Raw genomic sequence first — 21,979 nt, 5'->3', positions numbered from 1 at the left:
TTATGATCTACGCTCGTAGTGTGACCAGCGTAAGAGTTTGCTTGACCGTGATGACGACCCCTTGGCGTAACGCCATCCGCCTTGTCGCTCTGGCAACCCTGATTGCCCCGATAATCGCTGCCTGTGGCGGCGGTGGTCTCGGCGCAACCCTAAAGCGCGGCGCCTTCAGCTCATCCGAATATGGGGTAGGGGTGTCGCCCCGCGTCACCAACAATCCCAATCCACCCAAGGGCGGCGGCCGCTATCAGGTCGGCAAACCCTATACCGTGCGGGGTAACGTCTACACCCCAGCCGAACAACCCAACTACGTCGCAACCGGCGACGCATCCTGGTACGGCTCCGACTTCCATGGCCGCCGCACCGCCAACGGCGAAATCTTCTCGGCCAACGCCATCACCGGCGCCCACCCAACTCTACCGCTGCCGTCCTATGTCCGCGTTACCAACGAAGCCAATGGCCGCTCGGTGGTCGTGCGGGTCAATGATCGCGGGCCTTATATGCCTGGTCGCATCATGGATCTGTCACACCGCGCCGCAGAAATGCTTGGCTACGTAAACAACGGTCATACACAAATAAAAGCCGAATATGTCGGCCCGGCGCCACTCGAAGGCGACGACACCCGCAGGCTGGTGGCCAGCTACTCCGGCCCAGCCGATTTCGGCGGCAGCACGCGCACCGCCTATGCCGACGGCACCAATAGCCTGGCCGATATCGCCGGCAATTTCTTTGGTGGCATGTTCTCTTATGCCGAAGGTCCAAAGCAGGCTGACGCCAATATAGGCACAGCCTTCGCTGCCGTTAACGCCATGGGCACACAGTCCCCCGCGCTGGCTGACTGGGTGCAGTCGATGGATGCCGACGCTCGAACCATCGACCTTACGCTTGGTACTTTTTCCAATCAGGACAATGCGATAGCCCTGACCGAGCAGTTCGCAATCCTCGGGTCGGTGGCAGAGGAGCCGGTCACTGTCGGCGGCCGCGACGCAACCCGTCTTCGCATGACCTATCTCAAGCCCGGCGTATCACGCATTGATGTTCTCGATCTGGCTCGCGAACTCGGATTGAATGACATAAAGCTCAACTAGTCTGAATGTCGGCATCGGGAGGGGTGGACGTGACGCGCTTGTTGCAAATTCTGGCGATCACGCTGGCGCTGGTCGCGCCCGCCATGGCGCAGGCGCAGTTCGACACCCAGGCAAAGTTCGCCATCCTGATGGACGAAGAGTCCGGCACGGTGATCTTTCAGAAAGATGCCGACCTGCCGATGGAGCCGGCCAGCATGGCCAAGCTCATGACGATCGCCGTGGTGTTCCACCAGATCCGCGATGGCCAACTCAAAATGAGCGACGAGTTTTTCGTTTCCGAACACGCGTGGCGTACCGGCGGCGCCACCTCCGGCGGCTCGACCATGTTTGCCGACCTCAATTCAAAGATCAGCGTCGAGAACCTGGTCCGCTCAGTCGTTATCCAGTCGGGCAATGACGCAGCCATCGTACTAGCTGAAGGCATCGCCGGCTCGGAAGGCAGCTTTGCGGCAATGATGAACGAGCTCGGCGAAGAAATTGGGCTATCCGATTCCCATTTCACCAATCCCACCGGCCTGCCAGACCCGGATATGCATGTGACTGCGCGGGATTTGGCCGATCTGGCGCGATACCTGATCAGCAAATTTCCCGATTATTATCACTACTTCTCGGAGCCCGAGATGGAGTGGAACGGCATCAAGCAGCCGAACCGGAATTCTCTCGTAGAACTCGGCATCGGCGTCGACGGGCTCAAGACTGGCCATACGGAATCTGCCGGTTATGGGTCTGTTATTTCCACCAAGGATGGCGGACGACGCCTGATCGCCGTGGTGCATGGCCTGACGTCGATGGCCCAGCGCACCGAAGAGGGGCGCAAGCTGATCACCTGGGGCGCCCGGGCGTTCGAGCGTTTCTCGGCCTATCCCGATGGCGCCGTAGTTGCCTATGCCAATGTTTATGGCGGCACCAGTGCGAGTGTGGCGCTGGTTGGTGACGGCGAGGTCGCGCTCTATCTGCCGCGCGGGTCGCGCAAATGCCTTAGCGCATCGGTATCCTATACAAGCCCGCTGATGCCGCCCGTGATGCAGGGCGACAAGATCGCCGAGCTGCACGTGTTCTGCGACGATCAACTGGTGCAGGTTGCGCCGCTGTTTGCCGCGGAGACCGTCAAAGAAGGCGATATCGTGCGCAAGGCAACTGACGCCCTCAAGCAGCTTGCTCTTGGCTGGATGTGAGACTCGTATAGAAAGCCGTCATGCTCGATGCGCCCAAAATCAGTCACGCCCGTTTCATCACCTTTGAAGGTGGCGAAGGCGTCGGCAAATCCACCCAGGTCAAGCGCCTGCTGCAAAACCTGCAGCGGCACTCGATAGAGGCCATTCGCACGCGCGAACCCGGTGGTACGCCAAAGGCTGAAGCCATCCGCTCGTTCATCTTGCAAGGCCGCTCGGAAAGCTGGGGCCCCGGCGGCGAGGCGGTACTCTTCGCGGCGGCGCGGCTCGACCACGTCAATCAGTTGATTGCGCCCAACCTGCGCAACGGCACATGGGTGCTGTCGGACCGGTTTCATGATTCGACCCGCGCCTATCAGGGGCTGACCGGTGGTGTGGATGACAAGCTGATTGCCGGCCTTGAAGCCCTTGCCCTCGACGGCCACACGCCTGATCTGACCATCGTCCTCGACATGGATCCCGACGCCGCGTTCAAGCGGGTGGCCGAACGTGCGGTCGAAGATGGGCTTCAAGTATCCGGCGATCGCTTCGAGAAAGAAGAGATCGAGTGGCACAAGCGCCTGCGCGATGGCTTCCTGCGCATCGCCAAGGATAATCCCGAACGCTGCGTGGTGATTTCCGCGGCCCAGCCCGAAGAGACGCTGGAGGCGGCGATCTGGAAGGCTGCCAGCCAACGGTTTCCGGAATTGCTGGCTGGTTCGCAAGCGTGACGGATCCTGACGCGCTTGAAGACGTGCTACCGCCCGAACGCCGCCAATTGGCGCGCGGGCATGAGCGGGTGCGGGCGCCGATCCTCGCGCAGCTTGCTGATCGCCGGCTACCGGGCGCTATCTTGCTGCATGGGCCGCAGGGCATCGGCAAGGCGACGTTTGCCTTCGAGCTGGCGGCCGCCATTCTGACGCAGACCGGTGACGAAGACGGTCATCGCGTTGAGGAGCAAATCGGGGCGCTGTCGCATCCGAACCTGTTCCTACTGCGCCGCCGTCCCAAGGACGCTAAAAGCTTTTACACCGTCATCCGTGTCGAGGATGTGCGCGAGTTGCGTGACAGCCTGCACCACACGCGGGGCAGGGCGGGGTATCGCGTTTCGATCATCGATACGATCGACCATTGCAATCCGTCAGCCGCCAACGCCTTGCTGAAGACGCTGGAAGAACCGCCGCCCGAGACGATCTTCCTGCTGATCTCGCATCGACCCGGGCAGTTGCTGCCTACCATCAAGTCGCGCTGCCACAACGTTGCTTTGCGCTCGGTTGGTCAGGATGATGTGCGCGCCGTGCTGCTCGATCATGATGCAAGCCTAGGCCAGACTGAGCTAGACCGCGCTGTCGCCCTCGCGGGTGGTCGTCCACGCCGGGCTTTTGAGACGCTGGCCTTGGAGGCGGACTCGGCACTGGGTGCATTGCAGGCGTGGCTATTAAATCCGGCGCAGCATCCAGCCAGTGTTGCCCTGCAACTTTCTGACGCGCTGGGAGCGGAGCGCCAGAGCACCGAGCTCACCTTTGCTCGTGAAATGCTTGATGACTGGCTGGCTGACGAGGCCCGAAATGCAGCAATGCAGCCAGGCGCACGCATGCGTCTTGCCTCTGCCAACGAGCTATGGGACAAGGCTCACGCCCTTTTTGCCGAGGCCGACAGCATCAGTCTGGATATGAAACAGACGCTTGTCGCCATCTTCGATGCGATCAGGAAGCATGTAGCCACTACAGTTTCAGCCGAGCCCTTATGACCTCCAAGCCGTTCTACGTCACGACCGCAATCTCCTACCCCAATGGCGCACCGCATATCGGCCACGCCTATGAGATGATCGCGACCGACGCCATCGCTCGCTGGAAGCGGCTGGAAGGCCGCGAGGTATATTTCCTGACCGGCACCGACGAACACGGCATCAAGATGGTGCAGACGGCTGCAGCGCAGGGCGTAACGCCACGCGAACTCGCAGACAAGAATTCGGCGGAGTTCCGTAAGCTGGCGGAGACGCTGAACGTCTCGAACGACGATTTCATCCGCACGACCGAGCAGCGCCACCACGAGGCCAGCCAGGCGATCTGGACCAAAATGGCCGCCGGCAACAACGGCGACATCTTCCAGTCGACCTACAAGGGCTGGTATTCGGTCCGCGACGAGGCCTATTTTGACGAGGCCGAGCTGACCGAAAAAGACGGAAAGAAGCTTGCCCCGACCGGCGCCGAAGTGAACTGGGTCGAAGAGCCGACCTATTTCTTCCGCCTATCGGCCTATCAGCAGAAACTGCTGGACCTTTACGAGACCAATCCGGATTTCATCGCTCCCAAAGAGCGCCGCAACGAGATCATCTCGTTTGTGAAGGGCGGGCTGCAGGACCTTTCGATCTCACGCACCACCTTCGACTGGGGCATTCCTGTGCCTGGCGCCGAGGGGCATGTGATGTATGTCTGGGTCGACGCGCTGACCAACTACATCACCGGCGTAGGCTTCCCCGATGAAGGCAGCGAGCTGTTCAAGAAATTCTGGCCGGCGGACCTACATGTCATCGGCAAGGACATCATCCGCTTCCACACCGTCTATTGGCCCGCCTTCCTGATGAGCGCAGGCATAGAAGTGCAGCATCGCGTGTTTGCGCATGGGTTCCTAACCGTCGATGGTCAGAAGATGAGCAAATCGCTAGGCAATGTCATCGATCCGTTCGAATTGGTCGAAGAGTTCGGGGCCGATGCGGTGCGCTATTTCTTCCTGCGCGAAGTTTCCTTCGGCAATGACGGCGACTATAGCAACGAGAAGCTGACGCTGCGGGTCAATGCCGATCTGGCCAACAATCTGGGCAACCTGGCGCAGCGCTCGCTATCGATGATCAACAAGAACTGCGATGCCAGGGTGCCGACGCCCGGTGCGCTGAGCGACGCCGACAATGCGATCACCGCCGAAGTCACAGAGGCGATCGAAGCAGCGCAGAAGGCTATGGACGAGCAGTTGGTGCACGAAGCGACTGGCGCGATCATCACGGCATTGAGCTCTGCCAATAATTACTTCGCCGCTCAGGAACCCTGGGCGCTGAAAAAGACCGATCCCGCGCGGATGGCTACCGTACTCTACGTTACGGCCGATGCGGTGCGGCGCCTGACAATTCCGATGCTGGCTTTCGTGCCGGCCTCGGCGGCTCGTTTGCTGGACCAGCTCGGCGTGCCGGCAGAAAACCGCACGCTGGCTGACAGCAAGATTCCTGGTTTGCTGGCAGCAGGAACCGAGCTACCTGTGCCGCAGGGTGTGTTCGCGCGCATCGATCGCAAGGCGGAATAGGCGATGTTGATCGACAGCCATTGCCACCTGGACTTCGAGGCGCTGGCCGCTGATATCGACGGCGTTCTGGAGCGCGCGGCGGCGGCTGGTGTGACCGGGATGGTGACGATATCCACGTATGTGGATAAGTTTTCCACATACGCCGCCATCGCGGAACGTTACCCGAACGTCTGGTGCTCGGTAGGCACGCATCCGCACCACGCCGACGAAGAATTGCATATTCAAACAGATGATCTAGTCCGTCTAAGTGCCCATCCCCGTTGCGTTGCTATCGGCGAAGCGGGGCTTGACTACTTCTACGATAATGCGCCGCGCGAGGCACAGGCCACCGGTCTGCATCGTCACATTGCGGCGGCCCGGATCACCGGTCTTCCACTGGTTATCCACAGCCGCAAGTGCGATGACGACATGGCGGCAATCCTGCGCCAAGAGACGGCGCAGGGGACCTTTCCCTTCCTGCTGCATTGTTTCACTGCAAGTGAAAGCCTCGCCCGCACGGCGCTCGACCTCGGCGGATATATCTCCTTTTCCGGCATCATCACTTTCCGCAATGCCGAGGAAATTCGCGAGGTCGCCAAGTTCGTTCCAGCCGATCGCTATCTGGTTGAAACTGATGCACCTTATCTTGCGCCGATCCCGCATCGCGGCGAAAGCAACGAGCCCAGCTTCGTGCGCCACACGGCCGAAAAGGTAGCTGAGGTACGTGGGATAAGCCTCGAACAGCTCGGGGCGGAGACCACCGCCAATTTTCACCGACTGTTCACCAAAGTGGGACCTGTCTGACCCATGCCTGCAGCGCAACGGATCGTCGCGACCATTCTGGGCTGCGGGTCATCTGGCGGCGTGCCGCGCATCGGCAATGACTGGGGGAGATGCGATCCTACTGAGCCACGCAACCGGCGCTTGCGCTGTTCGCTGCTGATCGAGGGTTTCATCGAGGGCAGCGGTGATCCGACCCGGATCGTGGTCGATACAGGCTGTGATCTGCGCGAGCAGATGCTGGCGGCCAATGTTGATCGGGTCGAGGCGGTGCTCTACACCCACGCCCATGCCGACCATACCCATGGCATCGACGACTTGCGCGTGCTGGCGCTGCATAACCGCAGGCGGGTCGATGTGTATTTTGATGCGGAGACCGGCGCGCGGCTGAACGAGGCGTTCGGCTATTGCTTTGTCTCGCCGCCGGGCAGCGACTATCCGCCTATTCTCAATGCGCACGAGATCGTGCCCGGTGATGTGGTGGAGGTCGATGGGCCGGGCGGCTCGATCACTGTGGGCGTGTTCAAGCAGACCCACGGCAATATCAATTCGCTCGGTTATCGCGTCGGCAATGTCGCTTATTCGTGCGACCTGTCGGGCTTTCCCGAGGCTTCATTCCCCGCGATCTCCGGGCTCGATTTGTGGATCGTAGATGCGCTGCGGCCCACGCCGCATCCTAGTCATCTCAGCCTGCCTGAAACGTTGGACTGGATCGCGCGGTTTGCGCCGAGGCAGGCGGTGCTGACCAATATGCATATCGACCTGGATTATGCCCGCACCGACGCAGAAACGCCGGGGAATGTGACCCCGGCGTTTGATGGAATGCAGGTGGATGTGTTGAGCGGGATTATATTGAACCGGTAGCCGGTGCTGCGTGGTTCCCCCATCCACCGTTTTCCCTCAGCCTTGACCCGAGGGCCTTTGAGAGTTTGCGCCGAGTGGAGACTGGCCCTCGGGTCAAGCCCGAGGGATAAAGTGGAGGGGCGCCGTCTTGACGCTTAGCGGAATGCCGGGATGACGTGGCGGCCGTAGTTGGCGATGATTTCTTCTTCGTCGCCGCTGTCGAGATAGATGTTGAACTGGGTGACGCCGGCTTCTTCGAGCGCGTGGATCTTGGTGATGTGGTCTTCGGGTTCGCCGAGCACGCAAAAGTTTTCGACCACGTCCGGGGTGATGAAATCGAGGAACGGGTTATCGGCCTGGCCATGTTTGGAATAGTCGTAGCCGCGGCGCTTTTCGATGTAGCTGGTGAGTGAGGCCGGAACCTTGTCGCTGTCGGCGCCGTATTTTTCGACGATGTCGGCGACGTGGTTGCCGACCATGGCGGGGAACCACTTGGTGGCCTCGATGGCGCGGGCCTTGTCGCCGAAATAGGCGGGAGCGGCGGCCATAGAGCGGAAGTTCGACATGTCTTTGCCTGCGGCCTTGCCGGCGTCGATGCACTGATCAGTGAACCATTTGCAAAGGCCGGGATCGGCCAGTTGCAGCACGACGCCACCGGCATGTTCCCCAGCGGTCTTGAGGGCAAGCGGGCCGTAGGCGGCGATCCAGCTTGGCATTTCGTGGCCGACGGCCCATGGAAATTTCACGGCAGCCGGAATCTCGCCATAAGAGACCTCTTCGCCGCGCACCATGGCCTGGGTCTTGGCGATGAATTCAGCGACGCGAGCGAGGGTAGCGGGCTTTTTGCCCATAACACGCATCGACGAGTCGCCGCGGCCAACGGCGAGGTCAAAGCGGCCGCCGGATTGTTTGGACAGCGAGCCGAAGATCGAGGCCGCGACCGACCAGTCGCGCACGTCCGGGTTTGTCACCAAAGGCCCAAACCGCATGTGTTCGGTGTGTTCCATGCACATGGCGATGGCGGCATAGCAATCGCGCCATAGAATGTGCGAGTCGTAAAACCAGCAGTAGGAGAAGCCGGCATATTCGGCGGCACGAACCAGATAGCGGGCGCGGTCGGCCTCGATGAAGCCTTTGAAGGTGATGCCGAATTCCATGAATGCCTCCCCGAATGCCCATGGTCTAATTTTTGACCAGACGATCAAAATTTGGGTCGGCGCCGGAAAATTGTCAATCGCTATTAGGTGGGGCCATGCGTAATCGGCTCGGCAGGTCGTAGGCGATCAGGGGACGTCCAGTTTTGGGGTGCTGCAGCAGGGTAGCCTCGACGCCGTAGACGGTGCGAAGCAGGGCCGGGGTGAGCACTTGTTCGGCGGTGCCTTGTCCCGCCAAGTGCCCATCATGCAGGACGACCAGAGTGTCACAGAAGGCGGCGGCGAGGTTGAGATCGTGCAAGGCCAGCACCACGGTGGCGCCGGCTTGGGCGCGGCCGCGTAGCAGGTCGAGCGTGATCAGCTGAGCATGGACGTCGAGATGGCTGGTCGGCTCGTCGAGGATAAGCAGGCGCGGTTGCTGGGCGATAGCGCGGGCGATCAGGATGCGCTGCTGTTCGCCGCCGGAGAGAGTGTGGAACAGGCGCTCGGCGAAAGCGGTCATGTTGACGGCGGCGAGCGCGGTTTCGGCTTCGGTTAAGTCGGCGGGCGATGGCATGGATTGCCAGACGGACTGGAACGGGATGCGACCGAGCATGACGACTTCCCGGGCAGTGAGGCGGGAATCGGTGCTGCCGCTCTGTTCAACAAAGGCGGTGAGTTGGGCGCGGGCCCGACCTGGCATGGCGAGCAGGTTGGTGCCGTCGAAGGTTATCGTGCCAGAACTCAGCGGCGTCAGCTTGAGCATGGCGCGCATCAGCGTGGATTTGCCGGCACCATTGGGACCAATTAATCCAGTCATGCTCCCGGGCATGGCTGTGAGTGCAATGTCACTGAGAATGGTTTTCTCGCCCAGCGTCACACTGAGGTTGGAGACAATCAGGCCGCTCATGTGATGCGCCGGTAGCGGAGCAGCACCATGAGGAAGATTGGGGCGCCGAGCAGGGCGGTGATGATGCCGACTGGCAGTTCGCGTGGAGCGAACATGCTGCGGGCGGCGGTATCGGTCCAGACCATGAAGCTGGCGCCAAGCAGCATGGCGATGGGCAGCAAGACGCGATGGCGCGAACCGGTTATCAGCCGGACGACGTGGGGGATGATCAGGCCGACAAAGCCGATGGCGCCGCCGACGGATACAAGTACGCCGGTGAGCAGGGCAGTGCCCCCGAGTAGCCACCAGCGAAGGCGCGGGACATCGACACCCAGCGTGGCGGCGGCCGTGTCGCCGAAGGCGAAGGCGTCGAGGGCACGGCCGGAGAGGAGGATGGGCAGGCCGGTTAGAGCGAGTGTGCCGATGACCAGCAGTGCCTCGGACCAGACTACGCCGCTGAGCGAGCCCATCAGCCAGCTCAGGATTTCGCGGTAGGAATCGCCGGTAGCGGACCAGAAAATCAGGAAGGATGTGGCAGCGGCGGCGAGGGCCGAGACAGAAATGCCGGCCAGGATTGCACGGGTTGGCGTGGCGCCGCCAAGCAATTGAGTGACCAGCAGGGTTAGGGCCATTGCTGCACCAGCGCCGAGGAAGGCACCCAGCGACATGAGAAGGGAAGCGCCGAGCAGCAGGAAGGCCACGGCGCCGAGCGACGCCCCTGATGATAGGCCGAGCAGGTAAGGATCGGCCAGCGGATTGCGGGTCAGCGCCTGCATCACGGCGCCGCACAAGGCGAGGCCGGCGCCGACGGCTGCCGCAGCAAGAACGCGGGGCAGGCGCAGTTCCCAGATTATGGCATCGCGCAGGCGGCTGACGGGGCTTTCTGCGATCAGGCCTAAATGATGGAGGATGGTCTGCCAGACTTCGACAGGCTCTATGTCTGCCGGCCCGAAAATGACGGCCAGCACGAGGCTGGCTAGCAACAATGCCAGCAGGCTCAGGCTGATCGTTGCCAGACGGGTCTGTGAACTCATCGTTGACGGGAGCGCGTGGCCGCCCTCGCCCAGCCTCCCCCGTCAAGGGGGAGGCGCAGATCGGGGTTGTGGGGACGACCAAACACTCTGGTCGGTTTCAGAAGGAAAGATCGGCCAGTTGTGCCGCCATGTCTGCCGTTGCGCTAACATTGCGCACGCCGGCTTCTGAGGCCGGAAAGGGCACCACGAGGTAGCGCTGGTTGATCACGGCGTCGAGCTTGCTGGTGATGGGGTTTTCGGCCAGCAGCTTTTTCTTGTGCTCGGCGGAGTTCCAGGTGGCATCGACCAATACGATCACATCCGGGTTGGCATCGACCACGGCCTCCCAACTGCTGGAAAGCCAGCCTTCGTCCTGGCTGGCCATGATGTTGTCGAGGCCTAGGGCTTCCAGCATCATCTGCGGAGCACCGCTACCAGCGCCGATATAAGGCGCTTTGGTGCCTGAGGAATACCAGACGGCGGTGAGGCCGCGCTCGTCGGCGGGAATAGCCTCGAGTGCTGCCCGCTGCTCGGCGATCAAAACGTCGGCGGCGGGTTTAGCGTCAAATATCACGCCCATCTCGTCGATCTCCGAGAACACCTCGTCAAACGTCAGCTTGGCTGGTTTGACGGAACGGCAGGCTGCCGGTGAGACGTAGGTGGCGACGCCAAGCGCGGTTAAGGTTGGACGTTCACCGGCGCCGTCTGCGGCAAAGTTGCTCTCCCACCCGCCGTAGACGAAGTCGGGTTCGGCTTCGAGCACCACTTCCTGGGAGGGTAGCTTGTCGGACAGCACCGGCAAGGCTGCGGCTCCTGCGGTCCATGGCTCGGGCGCCGGGCCATCCTGGAAACCGACGCCGACAATGTGGTTGCCGAGGCCCAGCGCCAGCAGCATTTCGGTGGCGGTCGATTTGATGGTGACCACCTTGGCCGGCGCCGCGGCCAGGGTGATTTCGACGCCGCAATTGTCCAGCATCAGCGGATATGTAGTCTGCGCCGTCGCAACGCTGGCAGACAGGGCAAGCACGGCAAGGCTAAGCAGATGGGGAAGGGTGCGCATTTGGGGTTCAGTCCTGTGTGACGCGTTTAGCAGGTATTTGGGCGCGTTCGGCCTGCGCGGCATCGTAGCCCAGTTGATAAGCCTCGGCTGAGCCGAAGCGGAACATGTCGTCGTCGCCGACGCGGGTCAGTGTGCGGGCACCGGGGGCATCGATGTCGGTGACAAGTTTGCCCAAGCCGCGCACCACGGCGACGGGAATGCCGCTCGCCTTGCCCTTGACCAAGTCGGCGGCTCCCGCAAGTTCATCGGCGAGCACCGTGATGGTAACGTTGAGCGGGCGGCCGTTGGCATCGACGCCCCCACGCAAGTCGTCGGTGACAATGATGCCGGCTGCACCGATGGCCACGTCGGTCTGGCCGACACGCCATGGGCGGCCGAATGTGTCGGTGACGATAATGCCGAGCGAGACGCCGAAATGCTGGCGTAGGCCTTCACACAGCGCACGTGCGGAGCGGTCCGGGTCTTCGGGCAGGCGCAGCGCCAAACCGTCGGGTACGTTGGAGGTGTCTATGCCGGCGGCTGCCATGACGAGGCCATGACGAGTTTCGACGATCTGGGTGACGCCGCCCGGATGGATGCGCTCAGCGACGACACGCACGGTGTCCATTGCGATGGCCTTTTCGCGGTCGGCAGCGGGCACCTGCATGCCCTCGGCTTTGGAGATGATCTTGCTGGTGATGACCAGAATGTCGCCATCGCGCAAGAATGCGTCGGAGTCCTCAGCGATCGACGTCTGGACGGCGTCGGCGATCAGCGCGACGAGGTCATCGCCCGCGTCGATCTCCGGCATTCCGGTAACGCCCCAAACTGAATAGCGCGGCATGGACATATCGTGGACCTAAAGGGCCGGGACGTTTGGCACGAGCGCCCGCAGGCGCGGCAGGATTTCCTGGGCGTAAAGCGCGATGAAGCGGCTCTGGTCCTCGCCCGGGGCATGGAACACCAGATGATCAAAGCCGTAGTCCATATAGGTCTTGATGGCCGCGACGTGCTCGTCGGGATCGCTCGACACGATCCAGCGCTTGGCGATGCGCTCGATGGGCAGTTGAGATGCGAGGCGTTCCATTTCGGCGGGGTCTTCGACAGAGTGTTTTTCTTCGGCGCTCAAAGAAAGAGCGGCCCAGCCTCGGGTACTTTCGAGAGCCGCTGCGGCGTCAGTGTCGAACGAAACCTTTACTTCGATCATGCGCTCGAACGGCAGTGCTTCACGGCCGGATTCGGCTCGTCCGATGGCAACATTGGGCAGCAGTTGATCGACATAGAGCTTGGCGCCCTTGCCCGATGTGCAGATGAAACCATCGCCAGCGCGACCGGCATATTTGGCATTGAGCGGCCCGCCGGCGGCCAGGTAGATCGGCACCATCGTGTCGGGCTTGTCATAGATGGTGGCGTTCTGGGTCTTATAATATTCGCCATCGAAGGTGACGCGATCCTCGCTCCACAGCTTGCGGATTAGCGTTACGGCCTCGCGCAGGCGCGCTGAGCGTTCCTTGAGCTCAGGCCAGACCATGCCGGTGGAGGGCACTTCATTCAGCGACTCGCCGGTGCCGACGCCGAGAATGACGCGTTCGGGAAACATAGCGCCAAGCGTGCCGAAAGCATGGGCCACGACTGAGGGATGTAGCCGGAACGTCGGCGTCAGCACCGAGGTGCCGACTACCAGCTTTTCGGTGCGAGCCAAAGCCGCCGCCATCCAGGACGGGGCGAAGGGCGCGTGGCCGTCGGTGTGTTTCCAGGGCTGGAAGTGATCGCTGATGAACACCGACTCAAAGCCGGCCTGCTCGGCCTCGATGGCGAAGCGCAGCAATGTATTGGGTGCAAACTGTTCAGCAGAAGCTTTATAACCGAAGCGCATTCCATTCCCCAATGCTCGCCGGACGCCGTCATATTTTGACCAATTGGTCAAAAATGTCCATCGGATTCGTTGATTGCTTGAGCTAGCGCCCGGCAATGGCTATCTGATTGCCATCCTCAGGCGGCTATCCCCGCGAACAGCAAGGTAATTCCGGCATGATTCCCGATTATCTCGTCACCCATTCCGGTGGCTTCCATGCCGACGAACTGCTGTCGAGTGTCATCCTGACTCGACTATTTCCGCAAGCCAAGATCGTGCGGAGCAGGGCGCCGGAGTGGATTTCGCCTGCTGCCGATCGCATTATCTATGACGTTGGTGGCGCCTACGAGGCGGAAAACCGCATTTTCGACCACCACCAGCGCGGCGCACCGCTGCGGGACGATGGCCAACCGTACAGCTCGTTCGGGCTGGTTTGGAAGCACTACGGCCGCGACTATCTGGCGGCGTCGGGCATTGCAGCGGCGGATATCGAGACCGTGCATGAGAAATTCGATGGCAGCTTCGTGCTGCCGATCGATTTGACCGACAATGGCGCTCTTAGCCCGACCGGGCTGCTTGCAGGTCTGACCTTGCCGTCGCTGCTGGAAACGTTGAAGCCGGTGTTCGACGACAGCGAGCCCGGCGCCGATGACCGACAGTTCCATATTGCGCTGGCGATTGCCCGCAGCTTCGTTGAAGCCAGCATTGGCCGCAGCGCCGCCAAGCTGCGCGCCGAGGCTGTCGTGCAGTCGGCCATCGCGGCTGCTGGCGAAAGACGCGTGCTTGAGTTGCCAATGGGCATGCCGTTCCGGCCCAGCATCATAAAGGCGGGCGCCAATCATCTGCTGTTCGTGGTGCATCCGCGCGACAAGGACTGGTGCCTGACCACCATCCGAAAGGCCGACGAAGGCTTCGAGGCGCGCGCCGATCTACCAGCGTCATGGGCTGGATTGACCAATGGCGAGCTCGAAGCAGCCAGCGGCATTACCGGCGCGAGCTTCTGCCACAACGGCCGGTTCGTCGCGGCAGCAAAGACCCGTGAGGCGGCTCTAGCGATGGCGGATATCGCCGTGGCGGAAGCGTTGAAGGAAGGCTGAATTCAGGCATTCCGGGCCTTTTGATACAGTTTTCAGTTCCATAATATATATTATGCGAAATTTTGATGTGCAGCCGGGAGTGCCCTGCGAGTGTCGCGCCCAATCCAATTTGACACTGGCCCCAATCCAATTTGGCACTGGCTGAGTGGATTGCTCGGGTGTCGCTCAACCTAGTCAGTCTTCTAAGAGCTTGGAAAGAGTTTTAAGTCGGGAAGAATTTTTGCCGCGTGAGATGTTGAGCGTGTCCCTCACTCGCAACAGATAATCATCTGGCAGAGGCTTTCGATATCGCGTTGATCGAGGAAAGTCAGATGCTCGGTATCAATCCATTCGTGCATGTAGGCAAGTTGCCGACCATTCCTCTGAACCTCGATCAGGAGAGTGATCAAGGCTTTGATTTGGACGATGCTCCTCGGCCTAAGCGTCCGAAGGGCAGTCGCATCCAGAGAAGGCCGAAGTGACCGACGTATTCAGCCGGCCATGGCGTTTCCTGCTGCATTCCATGACGACGAGGACATAAACTCGCTGGTCGTTCGAATGGCCGAAAATGGCTGCATGACGAGCCAGGAGTTCGTACGGCACTATCTGCTGTCCGGCATCGTATCGTTCAACGAGGGAACCTACCCCACTTCGGCTCTTCGTCGGCTCGCCATCCTCGCGGGTGTGGATGAGGATGCCATCCAGCGCAATGCCGTAACGTGCGATAGTCCCGTCCAGAATTTCTCTCTAGAGAACGGCGCCCAGTTCCGCGGCGCACCCCTGTTCGGGGGACATGTCAGGGCTCTGACGCACATTCGATGATCGCAGGATCATGTTGCTCCGATCAGTCTGGCCTGGAGCAGGTCAAGCTTGGCGCGACCGTACATCTGACGTTTGACGAGCTTGAGCTTGGTGATCTGCCCTTCGACCTGACCGTTGGACCATGGCTGGGTGATCGCCGCGCGGATGGCGGATTTATCATTGGTGATACCCCTGGCAAAGGATGCGATCAGGCTGGCGCCGGCTGCCTCAGAATTTCAAGGATGTGTCGTGCCGCCGGATCGGCGAGCGCGCGGAACATCGCGTTCTCGAATACGAAACCAGGATCGTCGGGATGTGGCGTGGGGAACTGGTCCATCGGTGCCCTTAGGTGTGCATAACGCCCCCACCTTCCCGCAATTTATTTCAAGTTCGATTAATCTAGCCTCGAACGCCGATGACGACTCATCCGCGTAGTGCCAGATTCGCCTGCGAAATTCCGCGCAGTGCCAGAATGGACCACGGCAGTGCCAAATTGGGCACCTGCGTAAAGCCAGGTTTTCCCTGGTTCTAAGCGTCGGCCAGTGTCAAATTGAAGTAGCCGCGACAGCGAGGCGCAGGCTGATCTGCCGGACTGGCATGACAACGAATATATTGGAGATGACCATGCTGCCTTCCCGCGACATTTCCCGCCTCATCGAGATCATGGCCGCCCTGCGCAATCCTGATGGTGGCTGTCCCTGGGATCTGGAACAGGACTTTGCCTCGATTCGGCACTACACGATCGAGGAAGCCTATGAGGTCGCCGACGCGATCGAGCGCAAGGATTTTTCTGACCTGCGCGAAGAACTCGGCGATCTGCTGCTGCAGCCAATTTATCATGCCCAGATGGCCAGTGAGGCCGGTCATTTCGACATTGGCGACGTAGTGCTGGCGATCACCGAGAAGCTGATCCGGCGGCACCCGCATGTGTTCGGCGATGTGGTGGCAGGAACATCGGCGGCGTCCGAGAACCGCTGGGAGGCCATCAAGGCGCAGGAACGTGCGGCCAAGGCCGGGCGCAAGGGCGACGCTACGCCGTCGTTGCTCGACGACGTTCCTAACGTGCTCCCTGCCTTGGCACGCGCCGGCAAGCTGACCAAACGCGCTGCCAAGGTAGGCTTTGACTGGCCGGACTTTGCCTCGGTCAAGGCGAAGGTCGATGAGGAACTCGCTGAAGTTGTCGAGGCGTATGCGTCGGGTGACCAAGCTGCGGTGCAGGAAGAGATCGGCGACCTGCTGTTTGCCGTCGCCAATTTGGCGCGCCATGCCGGTTTCGATCCCGAAGCAGCGCTGCGCGATGCCAATTTCAAGTTTACGCGGCGGTTTCATCACGTCGAGGCGCGTTGCCGCGAAGACGGCATCGAGCCCAGGGAAGCCGGGCTCGATCGGTTAGACGGTTATTGGAACGAGATCCGCGCCGCTGATAAGGCCTAGGCGTCAGAGCTTTTGATGCGTCCGTTGAAACGTTCGAGGAAGGCGGCCTTGTGGCGGGGTTCGACGCGGACCGTGAAGCCGGAGCCCTGCTCCGTCGGCTCGTCGCGCGAGACGATTTCCGAGTGCGAATGCAGCCAGCCGATATCAGCACCAGCCGTATGCGGCACATTGACGTGATAGGTCCGGCTTTTCTCGCCCAGTGCCTTCTCAATCGCCAGTTTCAGGTCTTCGAGGCCCTGCCCGGTCTTGGCCGATGCGTGCACAACACCGGCAACCTTGCTAGCAGGAGCGATGCCGACCAGATCGGCTTCATTGACCAGATCAACCTTATTCCAGACTTCGATGATCGACGTGGTTTCGGCTGAAACGCCGAGATCGCCGAGAACCTTGAGCACATCCTGCGCCTGGGCCGCATGATCCTCGTTAGCGATGTCGCGAGCATGCAGGATGACGTCGGCATCGAGCACTTCTTCCAACGTGGCGCGGAAGGCAGCAACCAGGTCGGTCGGCAGATCAGCGACGAAGCCAACCGTGTCGCTCAATACGACCTCACGACCATGTGGCAGTTCAAGCTTGCGCACGGTGGTGTCGAGGGTTGCGAACAGCAGGTCTTCGGCAAACACCCCTGCCCCAGTCAAGGTATTGAACAGGCTGGATTTTCCGGCATTTGTATAGCCGACGAGGGCGACAATTGGCGTGTCCGAACGCTGCTGGCGCTGCTGGGCGCGGGTCTTCTTGACCTTTTCCAGCCGGTCCTCGAGCAGCACAATACGGTCAGTGATCTGGCGGCGATCGCTTTCGATCTGGGTTTCGCCCGGGCCGCCCATAAAGCCATAACCGCCGGAGCCGCGCTGGCGTTCAAGGTGGGTCCAGGAGCGGACGAGGCGCCCCTTCTGGTAATTGAGATGGGCCAGTTCGACCTGGAGCACGCCTTCGCGGGTGGCAGCGCGTTCGCCGAAAATCTCGAGGATCAGCGCAGTGCGATCAAGCACCTTGGCGCCGGTTTCCTTCTCGAGATTGCGCTGCTGGATCGCGGTCAGCGACACGTCGATCAGCAGGATATCGATATCCTCGGCCTTGACGCGGGCCGCCAGGTTTTCGGTATGGCCGCCGCCGATGAACGTGGCCGGCTTGACCTCGCGGACCTTGATGATCTCGGAAAATGCCACATCCAGGTGGATGGCATGCGCCAGTCCTTCGAACTCCGCCTTGCGGGCCTCGATGGAATGCTGGGACGTGTGTCCTCGTACGTCGGGCACGACCAGACCAGCGCGGGTCTGTTGGGAACGCCTGTCGATAAACGCCTGCGGGCCGCCCTTCTGGACGGCCTCTTCGTCATCAAATTCTGTCATTGCAGCTCGCTGGGTCGCTTCGGAACGCCGAAGCGACCATGTGTGTTACTGCGCCTTCGCCATGCGAATGACGCTTCAGTCGTCAGTGTTTGTCTCGGGGTCGAACAGTTGGATCGGCGCGCCGGGCATAATGGTCGAGATGGCGTGCTTGTAGACCAACTGCGACTGCGCGTCGCGGCGTAATAACAGGCAGAAATTGTCGAACCAGGTGATGACACCCTGCAACTTCACGCCGTTCACGAGAAATATCGTGACCGGTACCTTCTGCTTTCGCACATGGTTGAGGAAAGAATCCTGGAGATTAGGCTGTTTTTCGCTGGGCATTCGGGCCTCTTTTGTCGCGGCATTGATTGTCGCTGTTATCGGTGAGTTTGCTGTCATCTGACAAGAGAACTGCCGCCCAGTCCCCGCCAATATGGTGTCATCACTCCCTCACCACTATGGCATAGATCCTTTTTTATGCCTACCGCGCCATTTGCATGGCACGTCAGAATATTTCGCCGGTCACTACAGCCCGAGCGATTTGATTTTGCGATGCAGCGCGCTGCGCTCCATGCCAACAAACTCAGCGGTCTTGGAGATATTGCCGCCAAAGCGTTCGATCTGCGCAAGCAAATACTGGCGCTCGAACACTTCGCGGGCGTCGCGCAGCGGGAGGCTCATCAGGTGGGCTGATGCGTCGGTATCGCCTACGGTAGGCAGCACTTCGCCGATATCCGACGGCAACATCGAGGCGGTGATGATCCCATCCTCGGGCTGTTGGTCCTTCATCAGGATCAACAAGCGTTCGATGGAGTTGCGCAATTGTCGGGCATTGCCAGGCCATTCCTGGGCCTGCAGCACGGCCAAGGCATCGTCTCCGACGGTGACACGTTGCAGGTTGTGCATGCGGCAGACCTGTTCGATGAATAGGGCCACCAATGGCGGCACGTCCTCGCGACGCTCCTTGAGCGGCGTTATCGGCAGCGGGACGATCGACAGGCGATGGAACAGGTCGGAGCGGAATTCGCCTGCTTCGATCTGCGCCGCCACGTTCTGGGAGCTTGAGGAGATGATGCGCACGTCGATCGGCACTGCCTGCGTGCCGCCGACGCGGTTGAAGCGGTTTTCCACCAGCGTACGCAGCAGGACGGCCTGAGTCTGGGGTGGCAGCGTCGTCACTTCTGACAGGTAGAGCGTGCCGCCATGAGCCTTTTCCAGCGCACCCACTTCCACCTTGAGGATGCCGGTCTTTTCGCGCGTTTCGCGCCCGAACAGCACCACCGGCACTTCGTCGGGGGCATAGAGCGAGGCGTTGATCTCGACGAAGGGCGAGTCGGTGCGCGGGCTGCGCTGATGGATCAGCCGGGCCACCTGCCCCTTGCCGGCGCCAGACGGGCCAGAAATGAATATGCGCGAATTGGTCGGGGCGGACTTCTCGATAGTGCCGCGCACCTGCTGCAAGGCCGGCGAAGTGCCGACGAGTTCGGCGTTCTTGCTGGCCGAACGCTCCTTGAGCTCGGCAACTTCGCTGCGCAGCTTGGTCGCCTCCATGGCGCGTTGGGTGATGTGTAGCAGCCGGTCGATCTTGAACGGCTTCTCGATATAGTCGTAGGCGCCGCGGCGTATGGCTGACACGGCCGTCTCGACATTGCCATGCCCGGAAATCATCACTACCGGCATGTCCGGGTGCTGGCTCTGGAATACATCGAGCAGTTGCAGCCCGTCGAGCCGCGAGCCCTGCATCCAGATATCGAGAAACACCAGGCTGGGTCGCCGGCGGGCGATTTCGTTCAATCCGCTATCGGCGTCATGCGCCTGCCGCGTTTCGAAGCCCTCGTCCTCAAGGATTCCGGCGATAAGATCGCGGATGTCGTCTTCGTCGTCGATGATAAGAATATCGAGTGCCATTACTTATGAACCACCGCTGTCGTCAGCGGTTCCTCCTGTTGGGCAGATGTAGGCTCCGAGAGATTGGAGCTTTTCGCCTCTAGTGACTTCATGGGCGATTGCAGGGGTAGCGTAAAAGTCACGCAGGCGCCAACCCGTCCGTATGGATCTGGCTCGGCGTCGATCAGCTCCACAATGCCGTGATGCTGTTCGATGATTTTTGCGACAATCGCGAGACCGAGGCCGGTGCCCTTCTCGCGCGTGGTCATGTAGGGCTCAAGCAGTCGCTGGCGGTTATCCTTTGGCCAGCCATTACCATTGTCCGACACGGCAACGCGAGCATGATTGCCTTCCAGTTGCGCCTCGACGGTTATAGTGGGCTCCCAGCCTTCGGTCAGATCAACCATTTCGAAGGCCTCAACCGCATTCTTGATCAGGTTTGTCAGCGACTGGGCTATCAGCCGGTTGTCAAACCAGGCATGGATCGACTCTGCGGGCAGCAGGGTGCGAATGGTGATTTGGGGCAGCCGGACGCTTTCGAGGAACACGGCCTGGCGGACGGTGTCAGACAGGTCGGCGATCTCGGGCGCGGCTTCAGGCATGCGTGCAAAGGCCGAGAACTCATCGACCATGCGGCCAATATCGCCAACCTGGCGGACGATGGTATTGATACATTTGTCGAACACATCACGGTCATCTTCCAGCCGGCTGCCATAGCGGCGGCGAAGGCGCTCGGCGGAGAGCTGGATGGGCGTCAGCGGATTCTTGATCTCGTGTGCAATGCGGCGCGCCACGTCGGCCCAGGCGCTAGTGCGCTGCGCGGATTCAAGATCGGTAATATCGTCGAATGTCAGCACATAGCCCTTGGACTCCGTGATCGAGCCCTCGCGCGTCAACTGCACCTGGTAGGTGCGCCGGTCGGTCTCATTGCCGAGCTGGATTTGGTCACGTACCTGGCCACGACGAGCAGAGCGGGCGCGTTCCAGCGTGGGTGCCAGCAGCGGCATGACCTGTTCCATGGGCTCGCCCATCAGGTCGACTTCGTTACGACCCAGCATGTCGCAGGCGCGCGCATTTACGAGGTTTACCGCCCCGAAGGCGTCGAGACCGATAATGCCGGCCGACACGCCTTCCACCACGGCCTCGGTGAACTGGCGGCGCTTTTCGTTCATCTCGCTGGCGGTGACCAACGCCTCGCGCTGGCTCTTGAGTTGAAGCGTCATGCGGTTGAAGCCGTTGGACAAGTCGCGCAGATCGCCCCTGCCCTCCAGCACCGGCACCTGCACATCGAGGTCGCCGTTACTGACGCGGTTCGAGGCAACCATCAGGTTACGGATCGGATCGACAAAGCGGTTGGCCAGCGCGATACCGATCCACAAAGCGGCCAGCAAGAGCACCACTGCGAGGCCGACATAAAGGATGGTGAAGGTGATCTGGAACACCAGCCGGTTCGACGCATATTGTCGATACTCGGTGACGTTCTGGTCGGTGAGCTGCATGTATTCGAGCACCTCGGCCTCGACCGGCCGGGCAACAAACAGATAGGTGTTTTCGTAGCCCCGTAGCTTGATCACCGAGCCGACAAGGTTGATGCGGCCGGGCGCAATGGCGGCAGGAATGCCTTCCACCAGACCGTCGGTGATTCCCTCGGGCAATTGCGGATAGGCGCCCTGCACGGCGATCTGGGCGCGCATTAGCGTCTCGCCGTCGGCGGTGACCAGCGAGGTGAATGGCAGCGAGCGGGTTACCGCTAGCGCAGTGAGGATGCGCTGGAAACGTTCCTGGTCTTGGTCGTAGGTGGCGTGTGCCTGCTCCAGCTCCGAGGCCACCCAGATCACGTCGTCGCGGAGCACCTGGGCATGCTCGAGCATGTAAGAGCGGGCGACGAGGCGTGAACTTTCCACCATGGAGCGGGTGCGCTCCGAGAACCATTGGTCGAGGCCCTGATTAAGCGCGATCGTCGCCACCACAGCCACCAGAGCCGCCGGTAGGGCCGCGACAAGCGCGAACATCGTCACCATGCGGATCTGCATGCCGGCGCCGGGCTGGCGCTGGATGCGCGCCTGGATCAGCAGCGTCGCCTCGGTCACCACCAGCGCGATCACCAGCAGCACGAGTATGCCGGTGACGATCCAGATGATGGTCCAGACGGTGGTCGACGGCTCGATATTGGTGGCGCGGGTCAGGATCAGGAACGAGATCGACGACATCAGCACCGAGGCAAACACCACGATGAAGCCGAGGATGCGTAGTGGACGATTGTTGTGGGCAGACGAAAACAGCGAACTGACCGGCTTGCCCTTGTCGCTCACCAGACCCCGCAGGTTCCGTTGTTCTGTTGCCGTTAGTTCACTCATCAATGCCCGAAGGCACTCCGTCTCCG

The 21,979-nt window shown here is 61.0% G+C and carries 20 protein-coding genes and 1 pseudogene; 10 read left to right on the top strand and 11 right to left on the bottom strand.

Annotation, left to right across the window (positions count from 1 at the left end; translation table 11 throughout):
• The first annotated feature begins 50 nt into the window (after positions 1-50).
• Genes WH91_RS25705 through WH91_RS00685 form a run of 7 tightly spaced genes read left to right on the top strand, consistent with a single transcriptional unit; the run spans position 51 to position 7,156 of the window.
• Positions 51-1,085 (top strand): septal ring lytic transglycosylase RlpA family protein, encoded by a 1,035-nt coding sequence (locus WH91_RS25705; RefSeq protein ID WP_074797231.1) that lies wholly within the window; start codon positions 51-53, stop codon positions 1,083-1,085.
• A gap of 29 nt (positions 1,086-1,114) precedes the next feature.
• Positions 1,115-2,260, top strand: coding sequence for a D-alanyl-D-alanine carboxypeptidase family protein (locus WH91_RS00710; protein ID WP_158409493.1), 1,146 nt, complete (start codon positions 1,115-1,117; stop codon positions 2,258-2,260).
• A gap of 20 nt (positions 2,261-2,280) precedes the next feature.
• Positions 2,281-2,967: a dTMP kinase gene (gene tmk / locus WH91_RS00705; RefSeq protein ID WP_046169085.1), complete on the top strand. Its 687-nt coding sequence runs from the start codon at positions 2,281-2,283 to the stop codon at positions 2,965-2,967.
• Positions 2,964-3,986, top strand: a complete 1,023-nt coding sequence (locus WH91_RS22260; protein WP_052952495.1) for an AAA family ATPase — start codon at positions 2,964-2,966, stop codon at positions 3,984-3,986. Before tmk ends, WH91_RS22260 begins: the two co-directional genes overlap by 4 nt.
• Positions 3,983-5,533, top strand: a complete 1,551-nt coding sequence (gene metG, locus WH91_RS00695) for a methionine--tRNA ligase (RefSeq protein ID WP_046169084.1) — start codon at positions 3,983-3,985, stop codon at positions 5,531-5,533. The genes WH91_RS22260 and metG overlap by 4 nt, the downstream gene beginning before the upstream one ends.
• Positions 5,534-5,536: 3 nt before the next feature.
• Positions 5,537-6,316: a TatD family hydrolase gene (locus tag WH91_RS00690; protein ID WP_046169083.1), complete on the top strand. Its 780-nt coding sequence runs from the start codon at positions 5,537-5,539 to the stop codon at positions 6,314-6,316.
• 3 nt (positions 6,317-6,319) lie between these two features.
• A complete protein-coding gene (locus WH91_RS00685; protein WP_046169082.1) occupies positions 6,320-7,156 on the top strand; it encodes an MBL fold metallo-hydrolase in 837 nt (278 codons plus the stop codon).
• 134 nt (positions 7,157-7,290) lie between these two features.
• Here WH91_RS00685 and WH91_RS00680 read toward each other — a convergent pair whose 3' ends face one another.
• The 6 genes from WH91_RS00680 to fgd all read right to left on the bottom strand — a co-directional run bounded on the left by WH91_RS00680 (position 7,291) and on the right by fgd (position 13,085).
• Entirely contained in the window at positions 7,291-8,292 is a 1,002-nt protein-coding gene (locus tag WH91_RS00680; protein ID WP_046169081.1) for a TIGR03842 family LLM class F420-dependent oxidoreductase, read from the bottom strand.
• A gap of 73 nt (positions 8,293-8,365) precedes the next feature.
• On the bottom strand, positions 8,366-9,178 hold the full coding sequence (locus WH91_RS00675) for an ABC transporter ATP-binding protein (protein WP_046169080.1): 813 nt from the start codon (positions 9,176-9,178) through the stop codon (positions 8,366-8,368).
• Positions 9,175-10,191: a putative F420-0 ABC transporter permease subunit gene (locus WH91_RS00670; RefSeq protein WP_046169079.1), complete on the bottom strand. Its 1,017-nt coding sequence runs from the start codon at positions 10,189-10,191 to the stop codon at positions 9,175-9,177. Before WH91_RS00670 ends, WH91_RS00675 begins: the two co-directional genes overlap by 4 nt.
• Before the next feature lie 97 nt (positions 10,192-10,288).
• The gene (locus WH91_RS00665; RefSeq protein ID WP_052952494.1) at positions 10,289-11,230 is read right to left on the bottom strand and encodes a putative F420-0 ABC transporter substrate-binding protein; all 942 of its coding nucleotides are present in this window, start codon (positions 11,228-11,230) and stop codon (positions 10,289-10,291) included.
• Positions 11,231-11,237: 7 nt separating this feature from the next.
• Positions 11,238-12,053: a coenzyme F420-0:L-glutamate ligase gene (cofE, locus tag WH91_RS00660; protein ID WP_082101931.1), complete on the bottom strand. Its 816-nt coding sequence runs from the start codon at positions 12,051-12,053 to the stop codon at positions 11,238-11,240.
• 15 nt (positions 12,054-12,068) lie between these two features.
• Entirely contained in the window at positions 12,069-13,085 is a 1,017-nt protein-coding gene (fgd, locus tag WH91_RS00655; RefSeq protein ID WP_046169077.1) for a glucose-6-phosphate dehydrogenase (coenzyme-F420), read from the bottom strand.
• Positions 13,086-13,240: 155 nt separating this feature from the next.
• On the opposite strand from fgd, the gene WH91_RS00650 reads away from it, so the two are divergent.
• Both WH91_RS00650 and WH91_RS00645 read left to right on the top strand, forming a co-directional pair.
• Positions 13,241-14,161 (top strand): MYG1 family protein, encoded by a 921-nt coding sequence (locus tag WH91_RS00650; protein ID WP_046169076.1) that lies wholly within the window; start codon positions 13,241-13,243, stop codon positions 14,159-14,161.
• 480 nt (positions 14,162-14,641) lie between these two features.
• Positions 14,642-14,962, top strand: a complete 321-nt coding sequence (locus WH91_RS00645) for a hypothetical protein (protein ID WP_143078000.1) — start codon at positions 14,642-14,644, stop codon at positions 14,960-14,962.
• Between the two features lie 8 nt (positions 14,963-14,970).
• Here WH91_RS00645 and WH91_RS22955 read toward each other — a convergent pair.
• Positions 14,971-15,165: pseudogene (locus tag WH91_RS22955) on the bottom strand (transposase); the annotation flags it as partial.
• Positions 15,166-15,565: 400 nt separating this feature from the next.
• On the opposite strand from WH91_RS22955, the gene mazG reads away from it, so the two are divergent.
• Positions 15,566-16,375: a nucleoside triphosphate pyrophosphohydrolase gene (gene mazG, locus WH91_RS00640; protein WP_046169074.1), complete on the top strand. Its 810-nt coding sequence runs from the start codon at positions 15,566-15,568 to the stop codon at positions 16,373-16,375.
• Here mazG and hflX read toward each other — a convergent pair.
• The 4 genes from hflX to WH91_RS00620 form a co-directional block, all read right to left on the bottom strand.
• Positions 16,372-17,727, bottom strand: coding sequence for a GTPase HflX (gene hflX / locus WH91_RS00635; protein WP_082101923.1), 1,356 nt, complete (start codon positions 17,725-17,727; stop codon positions 16,372-16,374). The genes mazG and hflX overlap by 4 nt on opposite strands.
• 75 nt (positions 17,728-17,802) lie before the next feature.
• Positions 17,803-18,051, bottom strand: coding sequence for an RNA chaperone Hfq (gene hfq / locus WH91_RS00630; RefSeq protein WP_046169187.1), 249 nt, complete (start codon positions 18,049-18,051; stop codon positions 17,803-17,805).
• A gap of 183 nt (positions 18,052-18,234) precedes the next feature.
• Entirely contained in the window at positions 18,235-19,617 is a 1,383-nt protein-coding gene (gene ntrX / locus WH91_RS00625; RefSeq protein WP_046169073.1) for a nitrogen assimilation response regulator NtrX, read from the bottom strand.
• A complete protein-coding gene (locus WH91_RS00620) occupies positions 19,617-21,953 on the bottom strand; it encodes a sensor histidine kinase NtrY-like (RefSeq protein ID WP_074797227.1) in 2,337 nt (778 codons plus the stop codon). The genes ntrX and WH91_RS00620 overlap by 1 nt, the downstream gene beginning before the upstream one ends.
• Between the last annotated feature and the right edge of the window lie 26 nt (positions 21,954-21,979).

The organism is Devosia psychrophila (genome assembly GCF_000971275.1).
In the GTDB taxonomy this organism is placed as follows: Bacteria; Pseudomonadota; Alphaproteobacteria; order Rhizobiales; family Devosiaceae; genus Devosia; species Devosia psychrophila.
This window is presented reverse-complemented; position numbering and strand designations above follow the sequence as displayed.

What these genes read in the sequence shown, in the direction of transcription:
- WH91_RS25705 (WP_074797231.1), top strand. Translation starts at nt 51, where the DNA reads ATGACGACCCCTTGGCGTAACGCCATCCGCCTTGTCGCTCTGGCAACC.
- tmk (WP_046169085.1), top strand. Translation starts at nt 2,281, where the DNA reads ATGCTCGATGCGCCCAAAATCAGTCACGCCCGTTTCATCACCTTTGAA.
- metG (WP_046169084.1), top strand. Translation starts at nt 3,983, where the DNA reads ATGACCTCCAAGCCGTTCTACGTCACGACCGCAATCTCCTACCCCAAT.
- WH91_RS00690 (WP_046169083.1), top strand. Translation starts at nt 5,537, where the DNA reads ATGTTGATCGACAGCCATTGCCACCTGGACTTCGAGGCGCTGGCCGCT.
- WH91_RS00685 (WP_046169082.1), top strand. Translation starts at nt 6,320, where the DNA reads ATGCCTGCAGCGCAACGGATCGTCGCGACCATTCTGGGCTGCGGGTCA.
- WH91_RS00680 (WP_046169081.1), bottom strand. Translation starts at nt 8,292, where the DNA reads ATGGAATTCGGCATCACCTTCAAAGGCTTCATCGAGGCCGACCGCGCC.
- WH91_RS00675 (WP_046169080.1), bottom strand. Translation starts at nt 9,178, where the DNA reads ATGAGCGGCCTGATTGTCTCCAACCTCAGTGTGACGCTGGGCGAGAAA.
- WH91_RS00670 (WP_046169079.1), bottom strand. Translation starts at nt 10,191, where the DNA reads ATGAGTTCACAGACCCGTCTGGCAACGATCAGCCTGAGCCTGCTGGCA.
- WH91_RS00665 (WP_052952494.1), bottom strand. Translation starts at nt 11,230, where the DNA reads ATGCGCACCCTTCCCCATCTGCTTAGCCTTGCCGTGCTTGCCCTGTCT.
- cofE (WP_082101931.1), bottom strand. Translation starts at nt 12,053, where the DNA reads ATGCCGCGCTATTCAGTTTGGGGCGTTACCGGAATGCCGGAGATCGAC.
- fgd (WP_046169077.1), bottom strand. Translation starts at nt 13,085, where the DNA reads ATGCGCTTCGGTTATAAAGCTTCTGCTGAACAGTTTGCACCCAATACA.
- WH91_RS00650 (WP_046169076.1), top strand. Translation starts at nt 13,241, where the DNA reads ATGATTCCCGATTATCTCGTCACCCATTCCGGTGGCTTCCATGCCGAC.
- WH91_RS00645 (WP_143078000.1), top strand. Translation starts at nt 14,642, where the DNA reads ATGGCGTTTCCTGCTGCATTCCATGACGACGAGGACATAAACTCGCTG.
- mazG (WP_046169074.1), top strand. Translation starts at nt 15,566, where the DNA reads ATGCTGCCTTCCCGCGACATTTCCCGCCTCATCGAGATCATGGCCGCC.
- hflX (WP_082101923.1), bottom strand. Translation starts at nt 17,727, where the DNA reads ATGACAGAATTTGATGACGAAGAGGCCGTCCAGAAGGGCGGCCCGCAG.
- hfq (WP_046169187.1), bottom strand. Translation starts at nt 18,051, where the DNA reads ATGCCCAGCGAAAAACAGCCTAATCTCCAGGATTCTTTCCTCAACCAT.
- ntrX (WP_046169073.1), bottom strand. Translation starts at nt 19,617, where the DNA reads ATGGCACTCGATATTCTTATCATCGACGACGAAGACGACATCCGCGAT.
- WH91_RS00620 (WP_074797227.1), bottom strand. Translation starts at nt 21,953, where the DNA reads ATGAGTGAACTAACGGCAACAGAACAACGGAACCTGCGGGGTCTGGTG.